The organism is Mucilaginibacter gossypii (assembly GCF_900100945.1).
Classification (GTDB): Bacteria; Bacteroidota; Bacteroidia; order Sphingobacteriales; family Sphingobacteriaceae; genus Mucilaginibacter; species Mucilaginibacter gossypii.
Genome location: NZ_FNCG01000004.1, coordinates 473,559 through 491,120, shown reverse-complemented (window position 1 = coordinate 491,120; position 17,562 = coordinate 473,559). Strand labels below are relative to the sequence as shown.

18 protein-coding genes are annotated in these 17,562 nt (G+C 42.1%); 13 read left to right on the top strand and 5 right to left on the bottom strand.

Annotation, left to right across the window (positions count from 1 at the left end; translation table 11 throughout):
* The first annotated feature begins 34 nt into the window (after positions 1-34).
* From BLS28_RS11190 to BLS28_RS11170, 5 genes are all read left to right on the top strand, one after another.
* Positions 35-370 carry a DUF4288 domain-containing protein gene (locus BLS28_RS11190; protein WP_090528450.1) on the top strand — a complete coding sequence of 112 codons (336 nt, stop codon included), beginning with the start codon at positions 35-37 and terminating at the stop codon, positions 368-370.
* Positions 371-398: 28 nt separating this feature from the next.
* The gene (locus BLS28_RS11185; protein WP_256337400.1) at positions 399-1,433 is read left to right on the top strand and encodes a sensor histidine kinase; all 1,035 of its coding nucleotides are present in this window, start codon (positions 399-401) and stop codon (positions 1,431-1,433) included.
* Positions 1,430-2,176 (top strand): LytR/AlgR family response regulator transcription factor, encoded by a 747-nt coding sequence (locus BLS28_RS11180; protein ID WP_091166727.1) that lies wholly within the window; start codon positions 1,430-1,432, stop codon positions 2,174-2,176. The genes BLS28_RS11185 and BLS28_RS11180 overlap by 4 nt, the downstream gene beginning before the upstream one ends.
* 371 nt (positions 2,177-2,547) lie before the next feature.
* Complete coding sequence (locus BLS28_RS11175) at positions 2,548-3,090, top strand: L,D-transpeptidase family protein (protein WP_091166725.1); 543 nt, start codon at positions 2,548-2,550, stop codon at positions 3,088-3,090.
* A 229-nt stretch (positions 3,091-3,319) separates the two neighbouring features.
* Positions 3,320-4,363 (top strand): ligand-binding sensor domain-containing protein, encoded by a 1,044-nt coding sequence (locus BLS28_RS11170; protein ID WP_091166723.1) that lies wholly within the window; start codon positions 3,320-3,322, stop codon positions 4,361-4,363.
* Between the two features lie 44 nt (positions 4,364-4,407).
* Here BLS28_RS11170 and BLS28_RS11165 read toward each other — a convergent pair whose 3' ends face one another.
* A complete protein-coding gene (locus BLS28_RS11165) occupies positions 4,408-5,298 on the bottom strand; it encodes a flavin reductase family protein (RefSeq protein ID WP_091166721.1) in 891 nt (296 codons plus the stop codon).
* A 355-nt stretch (positions 5,299-5,653) separates the two neighbouring features.
* Positions 5,654-6,649: a fumarylacetoacetate hydrolase family protein gene (locus BLS28_RS11160; RefSeq protein WP_091166719.1), complete on the bottom strand. Its 996-nt coding sequence runs from the start codon at positions 6,647-6,649 to the stop codon at positions 5,654-5,656.
* 564 nt (positions 6,650-7,213) lie between these two features.
* Between BLS28_RS11160 and BLS28_RS11155 the strand changes: the two genes are divergently transcribed.
* The 6 genes from BLS28_RS11155 to BLS28_RS11130 all read left to right on the top strand — a co-directional run bounded on the left by BLS28_RS11155 (position 7,214) and on the right by BLS28_RS11130 (position 13,202).
* A complete protein-coding gene (locus tag BLS28_RS11155) occupies positions 7,214-8,371 on the top strand; it encodes a homogentisate 1,2-dioxygenase (protein ID WP_091166718.1) in 1,158 nt (385 codons plus the stop codon).
* Between the two features lie 86 nt (positions 8,372-8,457).
* Positions 8,458-9,603, top strand: coding sequence for a 4-hydroxyphenylpyruvate dioxygenase (gene hppD, locus BLS28_RS11150; RefSeq protein WP_091166716.1), 1,146 nt, complete (start codon positions 8,458-8,460; stop codon positions 9,601-9,603).
* A gap of 127 nt (positions 9,604-9,730) precedes the next feature.
* On the top strand, positions 9,731-10,201 hold the full coding sequence (locus BLS28_RS11145; protein ID WP_091166714.1) for a YciI family protein: 471 nt from the start codon (positions 9,731-9,733) through the stop codon (positions 10,199-10,201).
* On the top strand, positions 10,202-10,858 hold the full coding sequence (locus tag BLS28_RS11140; RefSeq protein ID WP_091166712.1) for a DNA alkylation repair protein: 657 nt from the start codon (positions 10,202-10,204) through the stop codon (positions 10,856-10,858).
* Between the two features lie 441 nt (positions 10,859-11,299).
* The gene (locus BLS28_RS11135; protein ID WP_091166710.1) at positions 11,300-12,781 is read left to right on the top strand and encodes a PAS domain-containing sensor histidine kinase; all 1,482 of its coding nucleotides are present in this window, start codon (positions 11,300-11,302) and stop codon (positions 12,779-12,781) included.
* A gap of 16 nt (positions 12,782-12,797) precedes the next feature.
* Positions 12,798-13,202: a response regulator gene (locus BLS28_RS11130; RefSeq protein WP_091166708.1), complete on the top strand. Its 405-nt coding sequence runs from the start codon at positions 12,798-12,800 to the stop codon at positions 13,200-13,202.
* Between the two features lie 54 nt (positions 13,203-13,256).
* On the opposite strand, the gene BLS28_RS11125 is transcribed toward BLS28_RS11130, so the two are convergent.
* From BLS28_RS11125 to BLS28_RS11115, 3 genes are all read right to left on the bottom strand, one after another.
* The gene (locus BLS28_RS11125) at positions 13,257-13,727 is read right to left on the bottom strand and encodes a hypothetical protein (RefSeq protein ID WP_091166706.1); all 471 of its coding nucleotides are present in this window, start codon (positions 13,725-13,727) and stop codon (positions 13,257-13,259) included.
* Between the two features lie 25 nt (positions 13,728-13,752).
* Positions 13,753-14,733 carry a type I phosphomannose isomerase catalytic subunit gene (locus BLS28_RS11120; RefSeq protein WP_091166704.1) on the bottom strand — a complete coding sequence of 327 codons (981 nt, stop codon included), beginning with the start codon at positions 14,731-14,733 and terminating at the stop codon, positions 13,753-13,755.
* 139 nt (positions 14,734-14,872) lie between these two features.
* Entirely contained in the window at positions 14,873-16,102 is a 1,230-nt protein-coding gene (locus tag BLS28_RS11115) for an NADP-dependent isocitrate dehydrogenase (RefSeq protein WP_090529643.1), read from the bottom strand.
* A 212-nt stretch (positions 16,103-16,314) separates the two neighbouring features.
* Between BLS28_RS11115 and BLS28_RS11110 the strand changes: the two genes are divergently transcribed.
* Both BLS28_RS11110 and BLS28_RS11105 read left to right on the top strand, forming a co-directional pair.
* Complete coding sequence (locus BLS28_RS11110; protein ID WP_091166703.1) at positions 16,315-17,025, top strand: hypothetical protein; 711 nt, start codon at positions 16,315-16,317, stop codon at positions 17,023-17,025.
* Between the two features lie 82 nt (positions 17,026-17,107).
* Entirely contained in the window at positions 17,108-17,530 is a 423-nt protein-coding gene (locus BLS28_RS11105; RefSeq protein ID WP_091166701.1) for a hypothetical protein, read from the top strand.
* The last annotated feature ends 32 nt before the right edge of the window (positions 17,531-17,562 follow it).

Genomic DNA, 17,562 nt, shown 5'->3' with positions numbered 1-17,562 from the left:
AATCAAGGCAGCTAATTACGAAAAGCATAAAAACATGAACTGGTACGTAGCAAAATTAGTTTTCAGGGTGATAAGCGGGGATGGCGACCATCAGGCGCAATTTGATGAGCAATTAAGATTGATCAGCGCAGATAATGAACTGGTAGCTTATGAAAAAGCTAACCGGATAGGTCACGCCAACCAGGATAGCTTCAAGAATATTGAAAAACAAACCGTTAAATGGCAATTTATTGATGTAGCCGAGCTTAACCAGCTTGGCGAACTTACCGACGGTGCTGAATTGTATTACAACATACACGAAACACCCGATGCCGACCTGTACATTGCATGGGCGCATCATAAGTCGGCCTTATTGGGCATCAGAAATTAAACCTTAAAACCACAGAAAGTAACCCGTTTTGGAAGTTCCATCAATACAATCATCAAAACTATACGCGGCATTTGTAATATGCGGTGTGGCCTGGGCTGCATTGCAAACTTACATCATCCATAGTTTTGGTTTTTTATGGTTCACCGCCGCTACCGATGGCCTGTTAAGCGCCATATTGCTTTCATGTGCATGCTGGCTTATCAATAACAACTTACGTTACTACCAACCGGGCAAGGGCAGCTATATTAATCTCTTTATATGGTGTGTTGCGCTTGCAGGGATCTGTACGGCCGGCTGCCGTTACCTTTTGCCGTTAATTAACAGCGATACGATTTACACCGGTTTCCTGGCCCAATCGTTAACCATCCGCTTTTTTACCGACTTTTTAGCTATAGGGTGGATGGCGATGATCAGTTTGTTATGGTTTTCGCAATTGGATCAGAAAGAAACCCTGAAACGCAAAACCGAAGCTGAGCAGTTGGCCCGCGAGGCCGAATTATATAATTTGAGGCAGCAACTACAGCCCCACTTCCTGTTTAACAGCTTAAATTCCATCAACGCGCTTATTGGCTTTAAACCAGATGAGGCCCGCAGGATGATCCACCAGTTATCCGACTTTTTGCGCGGAACACTTAAAAAGGACGATCAGCTGCAGGTTAGCCTTACCGAGGAATTGGCGCATCTTAACCTCTACCTCGACATAGAAAAAGTACGCTTTGGCCACCGCCTACAAACCGAAATAAGCTGTGACCCCAAATGCGGAAGTGCCATATTACCATCCATGCTGTTACAGCCTTTGGTTGAAAATGCCATTAAATTTGGCCTGTACGACACCATAGGCGAAGTTACAGTGAGCATTCGCGGTGAAATTGAGGATGGCTACCTGAACTTAATGGTACAGAACCCTTACGATCCGCAAACATCTAAACCAAAAAAAGGTACAGGTTTTGGTTTGCGGGGAGTGCAACGGCGATTATATTTGCTGTATGCCCGCAATGATTTAATGGAAACCCATGCGAGCGATGATCTGTACACAACCATTATAAAAATACCGCAACTATGAAGCGAGCTTTAATTATTGATGATGAACCTTTAGCCCGCATGGTTGTAAGGGAATACCTGCTTGATTTTAAAGACATTGAACTGATACAGGAATGCAACGACGGCTTTGAAGGCCTTAAAGCCATTCAACAGCACCAGCCCGACCTGGTCTTTTTAGATATCCAGATGCCCAAAATTACCGGCTTCGAAATGTTGGAACTGGTTGAACAGCCTCCTGCCGTAATATTTGCTACCGCATTTGACGAATACGCCATCAAAGCTTTTGAAGCACACGCGGTTGACTATTTATTAAAACCATTCAGTAAAGAACGCTTTAATAAAGCGGTTGAAAAATTCCTGGCTTCAGCCACGCCAAAACCGGCTGTTAAACAAACGGAAGAGTTGCTGGAAACCGCCGCTACCCAGTCGCCTGCGCAGCATGAGCGTATTGTGGTAAAAACTGGCACTAAGGTAAAGATCATCCCCGTTGCCGATGTTGAGTATTTGCAGGCTGATGATGATTATGTAAGTGTGATCACCAAAGAAGGCTCGTACCTCAAAAACAAAACCATGAGCTTTTTTGAGCAAACCCTTGATCCTAATCATTTTGTTCGTGTTCATCGCTCCTACATCGTAGCCATACAACAAATCACCCGTATCGATCCATACGAAAAAGACGCGCACCTGGCCATCCTGAAATCGGGTGCCAAAATCCCGGTAAGTAAAACAGGGTATGTGAAGTTGAAGCAGGTGTTGGGGATATAGCACCAACTGCTTACAACAAAAAATGTCATTGCGAGGAGGGACGACGAAGCAATCGCATGCTATACAGAGCGGCTATGCATCCGTGCGATTGCCGCGCTGCGCTCGCAATGACATGGAGACTATAACCTGCATTTTTAGCCAACAAAAAATCTCCCCTCCCACATAATTTCCTTCCAATAACTCCGTTAACTATAATTATAGTTAAAAACCTAACCAATGCCTAAACCAATTACGTTGTTGTTGCTGATTCTATTATTAGCACTTCACAAAACCGAAATCCCCGACAGCAAACGGGCCACCGATGTACGTCTTAAAATATGGCCTAAACTTCAGAAAGAACTTAAAGATAAAGGCTTTGCCCCTATGGCCCAGTGTACCTCCGTATCATTAAAGACATCAGCGTACTTGAAGTATGGGTAAAATCGGCTAATAAATACCAGCTCTTTAAAACTTATGACGTATGCACATATTCAGGCGGATTAGGTACCAAAACCCGCAGCGGCGATGGTAAAAGCCCGGAAGGCTTATATACCATAGAACCCAAACAACTTAACCCGGTAAGCAACTATTACCTGGCTATTAATGTAGGCTATCCTAATGCCATTGATAAAGCTAAAGGTTATACCGGCAGCGCCATCATGGTACATGGGCATTGTGCTTCTATAGGTTGCTATGCCATGACTGATGCGCGCATTGAAGAAATTTATACCCTGGTTTACGAGGCGTTTGTAGCCGGCCAAAAGCAAGTTCGTGTTGATATTTTCCCTTTCCGGATGGATGACGCAAACTTAAAGCGCTATGCGGCTTACAAACAGGATGCCTTTTGGCGCAACCTCAAACCGGCTTACGAATTATTTGAAAAACGACAGCTACCAGTTGATTATCATCTTAAAGGGAAGGAATACGCGTATTGACCGTTGATTTTTTTAATTACGCGGTTGGGGCTCAAATATTTAGCTTGTGATCGGTGTTATCAGCTCAATGTCAATCCAAATAAGTATTTGCACTCCCTGGGAGAGGAGGCTTCGGCCACCAGGCATAATATGGAGGCTTTATTTACAAAGTTTACATTTTTATTTACAATCCTGGTTCTTCTGACGGAGAGGTATCAAAGTAATTTCGCTGGATCAACTTTGATATGATATGAAAAAGAAAAGAAACGTTTTCTCCTGCCTGATTATTCTGCTGGCAGGAGTAATTTATTTCCCTGTACAGGCCCAGCAAAAACATGCCGAGAACGTAGTTCCTTTCGCCGGGCCTAACCGAATTACCCGTAATATCATACAAGATAAAAAAGGCAACATTTGGATTGCTGCTTTTGATGGCATTTTTCGGTACGATGGGAAATCTTTTACCAATATCACAAGTAAAGTGACTTCGGCCCGCTTTTTTTCTGTTTTAGAAGATAAGAAAGGCAACCTGTGGTTTGGCTCTATCGGTTCAGGTGCTTACCGTTACGATGGTAAATCCTTTCGCAATTTTACAATAAAGGATGGCCTTCTCAATAATGATGTTGTAAGTATTTATGAAGATAAAAAAGGCAGCATCTGGTTCGGCGTTCGGGGTGGAACAAGCCGGTATGACGGAACATCATTTCGGAATTATATCATAAACGGAAATGGGATGAATGAAGACCCAACAGGGAAAACATTTCCGGATAGGGCACCTTATGAAGTTAATTCAATTATTGAAGACAGAACGGGCAAGCTTTGGTTTGCAACAAGAGGCAACACCTTTGTGTACGACGGAAAAATATTTAACGTTTTCAGCCGTAATGGTAAACCTTTTACCAACGTTCGTTCTGTAATGGAAGATAAAAAGGGCAATATCTGGCTCGCCGGCAGTGATGGACTGTGGCGCTATGATGGTAGTTCATTTACCAATTTCACCCGGAAATTTGCGGGTTACGTTTACGAAGATAAAAAAGGAAACATTTGGACAAGTTCAGAAAATGCTGATAACCCTAACAGGGTACTTTCTGGTTTTAGCGCTAATACAGCGGCCTGGGCGCTTTCTCGTTACGATGAAAAATCCTTGTCTGATAAAAAGCCATCAGTAACCGAAATAACTAATAAGCCAATGGTTTTTGGGATTTTAGAAGATGATAAAGGAAATATTTGGTTTGGTGCTGTAGGTGGAGTGTACCGGTATGATGGAAATACTATAACAGACTTTAAAGGGATGTAGCTGATGATCCGTACTACACTGGCAGAAGAATACATATTCAGCTATCATTCCATCAGCAACGCCATCAAAGCTTCTTCAACCCGCTCTTCTTCAAGCAATTGCTTAGCTTTCAAATGTAATTGCAACTCACGGGTCTGACTATCGCCGATGGTGGCATCAAGTACTTCTTTTATCTCCGGGGTAAGCGCAAAGGCTTCAATAGCTTCATCGCCGGGTATAGCTTCGAGGTTACCCAATTGCCCGAGGTTGTTACCTGTAAGGATCCTTGAGTTACGGATAGCATAAGGCAGTGCATCAACACCTATGCCCATTTTGGTATTGGGTTTGGCTACTTTAAACAGGTTATCTTTAGTAACCCGGCAATACCAGTCGCCGCCAAGCCGGGCAACCAGGTCCATTTTGGCCTGGTTTATTTTGCCCTCTGCATCTAAAACGGCATCATTAATATGGACCAGCTTAATTTCGGCAAGCACAAGATTACCTGCACCATGACTTTGCCCCAATTCAATCACTTCGTTAACCACACATTCCAGTTGTACGTATGACTCGGCCACACGCGGGGGTTTTACCAGTTGCGAAGGTAACTGCGTTAAACCCGATTTAATAAACTCATTAACGCCCTGAGGATATTCTACGCTTGAGAGCGAAGTTTGCTGTACCATATCATAGTTAACAATATTGATCACGCATTCGGGCACTTCCCTGATATTTTCGAGCGTGTGTTTGGTGGTATTGTCCCTTACCCTGCGCGATGGCGAAAAAATACAAATGGGCGGATTAACGCTGAAAATATTAAAATAGCTGAATGGGCTCAGGTTTACATTCCCGGCTTTATCAACCGTTGAGGCCAGGCAAATCGGTCGTGGTGCTACCGCAAAGTTCAGGTAGCTTTGCAGTTGAACAGGAGAAAGATCGGATATATGGATGGTTGGCATGGGTAAATATTATAAAACATGCCATTGCGAGCGTAGGGTGGCAATAGCGCGTAAGCAAAGCCACACTGTATAACATGCGGGTGCCACGCTACGCTTATAATGACTTGGTTGTAAGTTGTTGGTTATTAAATATTTTTTTTGATCGATATTATAAACATGAGCGTTGCCTGCGGCCCGTGCTATACGCTCATACTGCACAGGCATTAGCCACAAGGCCGGTATCCGCTCCTATCACTAACGCGCCCCGCACACCATCTCTAAAACGTATTTTATACGTCATTACCATTTTTTCCGGAGTTTCCCTAATGATTTCTCGCAATAACACAATTATTTGCAATAGTGTGGTATATTCTTTTTACTTCTTTAACTTCAAGATCGAAAAATTACTATCCGCTTTTTCTATAATATTCCCCAGCATCCCTAAACCGGTAACTTCCATTTCAACCAGATCACCCGGCTGCAGCCATTGTGGTTCATAATCGGCATTATTAAGTACGCCGGTGCCATTCAGTTCAAGAAAACAGCCTGTGCCAACCGTGCCCGAACCTATTACATCGCCCGGTAAAACATCGCAACCATAGGCAGCTCGCTCAATGATCTCGGCAAAGGTCCAGTCCATATCGGCCATATTACCTGCCGATACCTGTTTGCCATTCACCACGCATTTCATCTCCAGGTTATAGGCATTCCCTGTATGACCAGGTTTTGCAGGTACTTTATATTGCTCCAGTTCGTCGGGCGTTACCAGCCAGGGACCAATCACCGTCGAAAAATCCTTACCCTTTGCCGGGCCAAGGTTCAGCAGCATTTCTTCCATTTGCAGGGTGCGGGCGCTCATATCGTTCATGATCATGTAACCGGCAATAAAGCTATCGGCTTCGGCGGCGGTAATGTTACGTCCTTTTTTATTGAGAACAACGGCAACTTCCAGCTCAAAATCAAGCTTTTGAAAATGATCGGGCATACATTCAATTTCGCCGGGCCCTTGTACAGCGTTATGGTTAGTGAAATAAAATATAGGATACTGATCAAACTCGGGTATCATATCCAGCTTACGGTTACGCCTTGCCGAAGCCACATGCTGACGGAACGCATAACCATCGCGGCATGATGTTGGGTGCGGCACCGGGGCCATTAGCTCAAAAAACAGTTCCTCTTTAGCCTCTATCTTTCCCGACCGGATTTCTTCATTAACCCGCGCGGCATGTTCCATCAGTTCTGGCCCTCCCCATAAAAATTCGTTCATGTTATCAGGGATCAGCTTATCGCATGAGTTTAAATTGTAGATGTGGCCATTAACAAAAACGCCAAGATGTTCGCGGTCTTCGGTTTTATAGGATACTAATTTCATAGAGTAGCTTAATTGGTATAATCAAAGCTAATGATTTTGATTGAGGGAATTATAGTGAATGGTTGATTAAGTTGAGTGGTCTCTCTCGCGGGCGTATATAAAGATATACTGCCACCGCTCGGCTCCAGCCGAGTGGTAATTATTCCCAGGCCTCTGGCCTGTATACATCATGCCGGCGGCCAGAGGCCGTTTTATAGTCGCCACTCGGCTGGAGCCGAGCGGCGGCGTAAGAATTAAAAAATAACTAACCACTCACCTAATCAACCACTCACTATTCAACCCTAAATTTGCATCCTAAAAATAATCCCCCTAACTTAGTATCATGTTACGCGTACAAATGCATTTCCTGTTTTCATTGGGGTTAACCTCCATGAGCGATGCGTCATCGTTCAGAGATGCTATGCTTGCCAAGATCGTGCTGGCGCAATACTAATTTCCCCTCCTCTTTCCTCTATCTTTTTTAACCATTATTTATTAAATGGTCAGGCTAGGCGTTACGGACTTTTTAGCCCGAACACAAATCAGCATTTTATACGTTTTATTGTTAACCAATTAAACCAATTCATGCCTCTATATCATAGTTTAGGATCAATTCCGCCTAAGCGGCATACGCAATTCCGTAAGCCCGATGGTAGTTTATATGCCGAAGAGCTGGTGTCAACAGAAGGTTTTTCAAGCCTTTATTCGCTGGTATACCACGCCTACCCACCCACCATTGTAAAAACCCTTGGCGAGCCCTACAGCGTGGAGCCCAAAATAGCACGCGAAAAACACCTGAAGCATACCAGTCTGATAGGTTTCAATATCCAGCCCGAGGATGACTACCTGCAAAGCCGCAAGCCGGTACTGGTAAACAGCGATCTGCATATTTCGCTGGCAGCGCCGCGCCAAAGCATGACCGATTATTTTTATAAGAACAGCCAGGCCGATGAAGTAGTTTTTATTCACGAAGGCACAGGTACTTTAAAAACAGGCTTTGGTAATATCAAGTTTCAATACGGCGATTACCTGGTGATCCCCCGCGGCACCATTTACCAGATGGAGTTTGACGGCATGGGCAACCGGCTTTTCATTGTGGAAAGCTTTAGCCCTATCCGGCCGCCAAAACGCTACCGAAACCAATATGGTCAATTGATGGAACATTCTCCTTATTGCGAGCGCGATATCAAACTACCGGCCGATCTGAAAACTTATGATGAGCATGGCGATTTCAAGATCCTGATCAAAAAGCAAGGTCTTATTTATCCCTATATATATGGCACTCATCCTTTTGATTTTGTGGGCTGGGATGGATTCCATTATCCCTGGGCGCTATCTATCCATGATTTTGAACCCATAACCGGGCGCTTACACCAGCCGCCTCCGGTACACCAAACCTTTGAGGGTAATAACTTTGTAATCTGCTCCTTTGTGCCCCGCAAGTTTGATTACCATCCGTTATCTATCCCTGCACCTTATAACCACAGTAATGTGGACAGCGACGAGGTGTTATATTATGTAGATGGCGATTTCATGAGCCGCAAAAGCGTGGTAAAAGGGCAGATCACCCTGCACCCCGGTGGCATCCCACATGGCCCGCACCCCGGCTCGGTTGAAAAATCAATAGGCAAAGAATCAACAGATGAGCTGGCGGTGATGATCGATCCGTTCAGGCCGCTGATGCTCACGGAAGACGCGATTAAGATTGAGGACGAAAATTATTATAAGAGCTGGCAAATGTGAGGTTAAAGGCGAAAGGTAAAAGCTGAAAGGCAATTAGCCGTAATGCCAAAATCACTAATCATTAACTCACTAAATCACTAATTAAAATGCACACACAAACTTTAGATAAAAAAGTCTCCCCTACCGGGGGAGATTTAGAGGGGGCTGACTTCCTACCCCTTAACGGTACCGATTATGTGGAATTTTATGTTGGCAATGCCAAGCAGGCGGCCCATTATTATAAAACGGCCTTCGGTTTTCAAAACCTGGCTTATGCCGGCCCCGAAACCGGGGTGCGCGACAGGGCATCGTACGTTTTGCAGCAAGGCAAAATCAGGATAGTGCTCACCACTCCTCTTCACTCTGATCACCCTATTGCCGATCATGTTAAAAAACATGGCGATGGTGTGAAAGTATTGGCCCTTTGGGTTGACGACGCCTACGATGCCTTTGAGCAAACCACCAAACGAGGTGCCCAGCCTTACCAGCAACCGCAAACCCTGACTGATGAAAACGGCGAAGTACGAACCAGCGGCATTAAATTATACGGCGAAACGGTGCACATGTTCATTGAACGTAAAAACTACAAAGGCTTGTTTTTACCGGGATATCAAAAGCTGGAAAATAATTACAATCCGACAGATACCGGCCTGCTATATGTTGACCATTGCGTGGGCAACGTGGGCTGGCATAAAATGAACGAATGGGTTAATTTTTATGAGGAAGTATTAGGTTTCCGTAATATCCTCACCTTTGATGATAAAATGATCTCGACCGAGTATTCGGCTTTAATGAGCAAGGTGATGAGCAACGGGAACGGCTATGTAAAATTCCCGATCAATGAACCTGCCGAGGGTAAAAAGAAATCGCAGATTGAAGAATACCTTGAATTTTATGAGGATGAAGGTGTACAGCACCTGGCCCTTGCAACGCATGATATTGTAGCCACCGTTACCGAGCTGCAGAATCGTGGCGTTGAGTTCTTAACTGTTCCTTCAACCTATTATGATGACCTGATCGACCGCGTTGGCCATATTGATGAAGACCTTGAGCCATTAAAACGCTTAGGTATTTTGGTCGATCGTGATGACGAAGGATACCTGTTGCAGATCTTCACCAAGCCTGTTGAAGACAGGCCAACCCTGTTCTTTGAAATTATTCAGCGCAAGGGTGCCAAATCATTCGGTGCCGGTAATTTTAAAGCCCTATTTGAGGCCATTGAACGAGAACAGGAAGTAAGGGGAAATCTTTGATTGATATCGGATTTCGGAATTTAGATTTCGGATTTTTAATATTGAAATTATGATTTGGAGCCGGGCGGTTGCCCGGCTTTTTATTTGCCAGCATTATTTATATTTGATATAATCAATAATTACTTTTATGAAGAAAGCTTTACTCATCATTGCCGCTGTTGCATTAAGCTTTAACTGCTTAGCTCAGGATACTGCTGCTTCAAAACCTGTTTACGATGCTGTCCTGGCTAAAAAGCTTGGGGCTGATGATTACGGCATGAAAAAGTATGTGATAGCCTTTTTAAAAGAAGGGCCAACGCAACTCAAAGATTCGGCGGCTAATATGCAGCTGCAAATGGCGCACCTTAAAAATATTGGCCGGCTTGCTGCCGAGGGTAAGTTAGTTGTGGCCGGTCCGTTTCTGGATAACCAACCCTTACGTGGGATCTTTATTTTTAATGTAGAAACCGTAGAAGAAGCCCAAAAACTCACCGAAACCGATCCAGCCATCAAAGCAGGGGCCTTAGTGATGGAGCTTCATCCTTTTTATTGCAGCGCGGCGCTGATGCAGGTAGTGCCGATTCACAATACCCTCCAAAAGAAAAGCATGACCAATTAAATGGATGACGTACTATTTGTACTTGAACAGCTTAAAGAAAAAGCTGATGCTGCGTACTTAAAAGGCATGGCCCGTTTTGGTATTGATAATTCGAGGGCTTTAGGGGTAAAATTGCCGGAGATCCGCAAACTGGCTAAGATCATTAAAAAAGATCATGAGCTGGCTTTAGCACTTTGGGATACGCAAATACATGAAGCCCGGATGCTGGCCTCCATGATAGCCGATCCTAAACAGGTTACCCCCGAACTAATGGACAGCTGGACCGGCGACTTTTATTCATGGGATATTTGCGACCAGGTTTGCGGTAATCTTTTTGACCGCACCCCATTTGCCATTGATAAAGCTGTTGAGTATAGCAGTCATGAGCAGGAATTTGTAAAACGTGCCGGTTTTGTTTTAATGGCCGAATATGCAGTTCATAATAAAACGGCGCCCGACGAAATATTTACAAACCTGTTTCCTATTATGGAGCGGGAAGCCTGGGATGACCGGAACTTTGTTAAAAAAGCTATTAACTGGGCTTTACGCCAAATAGGCAAACGGAATAATATATTAAAAGTTAAAGCCATTAACACTGCACAAAATATTTATGGCCAGCCCAGCAAATCAGCCAAATGGATTGCAAAAAACGCGCTTGATGAACTAATAAGCAAATAACGATTTAATATTTTTCCACAAAGTTAAACTCCGGCAAATTGCCTGTAAAATAGGACATTATAATAACCAATAATAGTTCACCCATATTTATTAACTTAGTACCCGCTATTTTTTACAATTAAATTACATCAAACAATTTCATGAAGGATACCTTCATTTTTCAACACAAAAAATAGAGTCTGAGCATATTTTTGTAAAATATTACTTCAATTAGTAGTAGATATAGTCAAATATTCTCCAAACCGTAAATACCAGTAAAAGAATACATTATAAAGTATCAAAAATATTATATTTGAACCCGGGCAAATGTGGAATAATGATTGAGAAGAAGACACGACACACAACTAATGGTTATAAATTATAAAAAGTTCAAATCATGGCACACGTTTTAATCATATGCACGTGTCAAAAACAAATTGAATTAGTGAACAGATTGTTGATATGAGTTTTTTTGAAAAGGGTAAACTTTCCGGCGATGATGTACATCTTACCCCTTTGATCAATGATCTGGATACGGGGATCTGGAAATACAATTTCAATACAAGGGAAGTAAAATGGTCAACGGGCTTCTATACACTGTTAGGCTATCAAGTGAATGAAATTGAATGTGATGCTTATACTTTTTTTGAACATCTGCTTTACCACGGCGATAAACCGTTTTTTTTCAACGCCATTAACAACAGGATAACGGAAGACACACCGTCACTTCAATTACGTTTTTTAACAAAAAAAAACGGGTACCAGTGGTTTGAAACCGCTATCAGGAAACTGGACGATGAGCATGGCTGTATGGTTTATGGCTCGCTTATAAACATCAACCGTTACAAACAAGACGACTTATTATCGGCAAATAACCAAATCACCAATGATGATGCCTTTAAAACAGCACGCTTAGGCATCTGGGAAATTGACCCTCAAAACCTCAATACCATTGTGCTGTCAAAACAGGTATATGATTTATTTGATCTTCAAAATCATTTAAAACTGAGTGTTGAAGAGTTTATTAGTTTTTTTGAGCCTCCGTACCGGCCTGTTTTACAAAATGCTATTAACCATACCGTTGAAGATAGCAGGCCTTTTGATATTGAATTGCTTTTACGTTCGGCCAAAAACAATATGTTATGGTTAAAAGTAAAGGCTGTACCAGTGATTGATCACCTGGGCAAATGCACATCTGTTAAAGGGGTTATTCAGGATATCGACAGCGAAAAAAGAAAGTTGCTGAAACTTGAACAGTCGATAAATTTACTGACCGACCAAAACCGCCGCCTGCAAAACTTCGCGTACATTGTTTCACATAATCTTCGTTCGCATACGGGCAACCTTCAATTTATGGTAAACCTGTTTGAACAAACCGAAACAACTGAAGAACGGGAGGAGATCTTTTCGCATATTAAAACCATCAGCGACAGCCTGGATCTGACCATCGAACACATCAACGAAATAGTTAAGATTCAAACTGAAATTACCAAAGAGCGGAAGGTGGTTGAGTTGGAGCCGATGTTCAAAAACATTTGCTCGGCACTAAAAAATAATATTGAGACCATAAACGCCCACGTAGAGAGTGACTTTACGCAATGCCGCGAGATCAGTTATATACCGGCTTACATGGAAAGTATTTTACAAAACCTGCTTACCAACTCTTTAAAATACAGTCACCCCGACAGGCAGCCCGTTATAAAATGCTATACCTTTACAGAAGGGAAACATATTTATCTCATTTTTGAAGATAACGGCATTGGTATCGATCTTAACCGTTATGGCGATAAGATTTTTGGCATGTATAAAACATTTCATCAAAATACGGATGCCAAAGGCATTGGCTTATTTATAACCCGTAACCAGATTGAAGCATTAGGCGGAAGCATTAAAGTTGACAGTACAGTAAACGTTGGCACAAAATTTACTATCAGATTGGTATAATTAAAATTACCAAGAGATGATTGCAGAGCGAAGTCCGGCTAACACCTGGATTGTGGATGATGACAGTATTTACGTTTACGGCCTAAAAAAATTAATAAGCATAAAGGAGCTGAATACCCAATTAAGCCATTTTGTAAATGGAGAAGAAGCCATTTACGCATTGAAAAAAGCAAACGAAGATTATAACTTACCCGATGTAATATTACTGGATATTAATATGCCGGTTATGGATGGTTGGGAGTTTATGCATGAATTTGCGAAAATAAAGCCCCAAACGGGGAAAAAGATCGCTATTTATATCGTGAGCTCGTCAGTTGATCTTAACGATATCTACCGGGCTAAAAATATTTCTGAGGTTTCTGACTATCTGTTCAAACCTGTAAGAATAAATCAGTTAAAAGAGGTTTTTGACAACGTTTAACTGCAAGTGAACGAGCAAGTAAATAAATACGGAACCTAAAAGGCTCCGTATTTATTATTGCTTCATTAATACCGAAGTAGAAATAAAGTATTGGGAGGTATCTTTAAATGTAAGCTGAACTTTTCCGCCTACATTGCTCACCACGCCGTATGAAACAGATTTATTAGACAAAGTAAACTTTATCCGGTTACCGCTTTGCACCCAGGAACCTGAAGCAGATGCCCCCTTTTGCCCAATAATAGTGTAACTATTATCAGTCCTTGAAACATAACAATCTTCAGCGCCTACGTAAGCGGCTGTCCATGTGCCGTCACCTTTCAGGTTAGTTTGGTTATCACTTATGCATGGAGATACAACGTTTGTATAGGTATCTGAGTGACCGGTGGTGATGTTTATATTCGTTTCTGATATCAGCGAATACTTACCTGCATAAGCATTTACAGGTTCACCCTTTTCTTTTTTGCAGGCATTACCCGCAAGTAATGCTACTGTGGCCAGACTTAAAAAATATATTTGTTTTTTCATAAACGCAGGAAACAACCGTATGCTATTATTCAATATAGCTTTCCAGTATTTTAAAGCCGCCTGTTGTTTCCAACTCAACTTTATCGATGCTTTTTGGTAACAGGATACATTCGCCCATTTTAACCGCATATGCCTGGTTGTTATATTTTACAGTATAACCGCCTTCAACACAAACATGGATCACAAATGAATCAAGTGCCGAATAGTCTTTCGATGTACTTTCGTCAAAATCGAGCACATTGGTAGTAAAATAAGGGCAGGTAACCAGTTTTACAGTCTCGTTCTTTTTAGGTTCATATCGGGTTTTATATTCGGGATAATGCTTGTAATCAATAGCGGCAAGAGCTTCTTCGGTATGTAACTCGCGTTTATTGCCTTTATCATCAACACGGTCAAAATCGTAAATACGGTAAGTAATATCAGATGTTTGCTGAATTTCGGCAATCAATAAACCTTTGCCAATAGTATGCACCCTGCCTGCGGGTAAAAAGAAAACATCATCAGCTACTGCATCCTCTTTGTTAAGGATATCCATGATATGACCGCTGTTTAAAGCATCAACATATTTTTGCTCGGTCATTTCCTGATTAAAACCGGTAATCAGTGTCGAACCCGGATCGGCTTCAATGATATACCACATTTCGGTTTTACCAAATGAGTTATGGCGTACTTTGGCCAACTTGTCATCGGGGTGTACCTGTACTGAAAGATCATCATTGGCATCAATAAATTTCACCAATAACGGGAAGATGTTGCCAAAGTGATCATAAACCTTTTTACCAACCAGCTCATCTTTGTATTGCTCTAATAAGTCGGCTAGTGATTCACCTTCCAAAGCGCCCGAAGCTACAACCGAAACATCAGATTTTACGCCTGATATTTCCCAGGTTTCGCCGCAGTTGGGCAGGCTGCCAAAATCTTTATGCAAATAGGTTTTTATCTTTTGACCGCCCCATATCTTGTCTTTATATATGGTTTTAAATTTTAATGGATATAATGCCGACATAGTGTTGTGTATTTTTGCCCGCTAAGTTAGGAGTTAAATAGAAAATTGAAAACGCTAAATTGGTTTACTCAGCTTAATGTGTAACAAAAAAGCCCATACTATAATGTATGAGCTTTTTCTTATTTAAATCGCCTGGCAATTATTTACCTAAGCGTTTTTTCAGGTTTTCGTCAATTGCAGCCAAAAACTCTTCGGTGTACAGGTAATCGGTACCATGCTCCACTTTTGGTTTAATGGTGATGGCCAAATCTTTGGTCATTTTGCCGCTTTCAACAGTTTCAATACAAACTTCTTCCAAAGCCTTGCAGAAATTGATCAGTTCAGTGTTCTTATCTAAGATGCCACGGAATTCCAAACCTCTTGTCCATGCAAAAATAGAGGCAATTGGATTGGTTGAAGTTGGCTTACCGGCCTGGTGATCACGATAGTGACGGGTTACAGTACCGTGGGCAGCTTCAGCTTCCATTACAGTACCATCAGGAGTAACCAGGGTTGAGGTCATTAAACCTAATGAACCAAAGCCTTGTGCTACAGTATCTGACTGTACGTCGCCATCATAGTTTTTACAAGCCCAAACAAAGTTGCCGTTCCATTTCAGGGCCGATGCAACCATGTCGTCAATTAAGCGGTGCTCATACGTGATACCGGCTGCTTCAAACTTTTGTTTGTAATCATTTTGATAGATCTCTTCAAAAATATCTTTGAAGCGGCCATCATATTTTTTAAGGATGGTATTTTTGGTTGAAAGGTATAAAGGCCAGCCTTTCATTAAAGCCTGGTTAAAGCAGGCATGCGCAAATCCTTTGATAGACTCATCGGTATTGTACATCGTTAATGCAACACCATCACCTTTAAAGTTAAATACCTCGTATGATTGCTCGGGGCCGCCATCTTCAGGAGTAAACTTAACGGTTAATTTACCTTTGCCTTTGGTTAAGAAATCGGTAGCACGGTACTGATCGCCAAACGCGTGACGGCCAATACAGATAGGCGCTGTCCAGTTAGGTACCAGGCGGGGTACATTGGACATAACAATAGGCTCACGAAAAACAGTACCATCCAATATGTTACGGATAGTACCGTTTGGCGATTTCCACATTTGTTTTAACCCAAACTCTTTCACCCTTGCTTCGTCGGGAGTAATAGTAGCACATTTAATACCAACGCCGTATTGCTTAATTGCGTTAGCTGCGTCAATAGTTACCTGGTCGTCGGTTTGGTCGCGGTACTCTATACCCAGATCGTAATATTTAATATCAAGATCAAGGTACGGGGTAATCAATTTGTCTTTAATGAATTTCCAGATTATTCGGGTCATTTCATCGCCATCCAGTTCAACTACCGGATTCTCTACTTTTATTTTTGACATGCCTGATGTGGTTTTTGTTATACAAACGGCCCAAATATATAAAATTGACTTTATCAATTTTATCAAATAACGCAATGAAAAATTATAGATTTCGTTATAATGACAATTATTAGTACCGGCATTGTTGTTTTTATAAACTTTGGTGCTATTTTTATAAAATAAAACGCTTACCATAAAACAAGCTCCTTTTATACAGGTGCTGCCGTTTATTTATGATAAAATCCATACTAAAAGCCTCCATTATAATCCTGCTGTGTTCTGTATCTTTTTTAGCTAAAGCCCAAATAGGCTTTGATTATGCACAATATGACGTTGGCTTTGCCGCAGGCATCAACCAGGCCAGTTCTACCGATGTGCAAACCCTAAAAACAACACCTTCCATAAATCTTAACTTTACTTACAATCAAAGCCCGTTTGTAAATTATATATTTAATGTGGAGGTAGGCCGTTTAAAAGGCGGTTCGCCGGCTACAAGTACACAAAGGCAATTTGAAAACCATTTCAGTGCTTACACTTTCAGGGTGCAGGTACAGGCAGGCGAATTGATTGACTACTCGAGAAGTGCTATAGCCAATGCTTTTAAAAACCTTTACCTGTCGTCGGGATTAGGATACATTAATAATAATGTTGTATACAGGACAGAGGATGCGCTTTTATTGGAGCAGGGCCGGGTATTGCCCTACGAACGCAAAACAAATGAAATATTTATACCACTAAGGCTGGGTTATGAGTTTAAGCTGTTTAACAGTTACAACCAGCCTGCAGTTAAAATTGACCTGGGTTACCAATACAATTTTATTATGGGCGATAATCTGGACGCCTACGTTGCCGGCGCGCATAACGACGCGTATTCGCAGGTTACTTTAGGTTTTAAATTTGCCATTGGTGGTGTTACATCTTACCGGAAACAGATCCATTATTAAGCTTAGGCTAAATCTTTTTTGATTGATTTGCTTTTTGGCAGGATTTTTACTGCGTATATTTATATAATAAAAGAACAAACCTATGAACAACGATCAAATAGACGATGCAGGTTTCAATGATGATCTGCCTGATCGCGACGAAAACCTAAAAGATGAACTGGGCGAAACCATTGATAAGGAGGACCTAAATTATAACCCGGACGATAATAGCTACGAATACGATGTTAAAAGCGATGACCCGGATTATGACCATCCCGATCCGTATCATACTGCCGCAAAAAACGGCGAGGATTTTAACTCCACCTATGACGAGGCAAACCCTTACGATGTAGACGGCGAATTTGACGAAGACCGTTCGCTTGAAACCGATGTAGATGAATTGGGAATGCACATTGACAACGGAGAAAGCGTTGAGATTGATCCGGTTGATGCCGCCCTTTCTCACACTCCCGAAGACGACCGGGACGACCTTGACGAAGAAGGATACCCCAAAAATGATAGGTAACCCCTGAGATAATTTATTAACTGCTGAGTTGT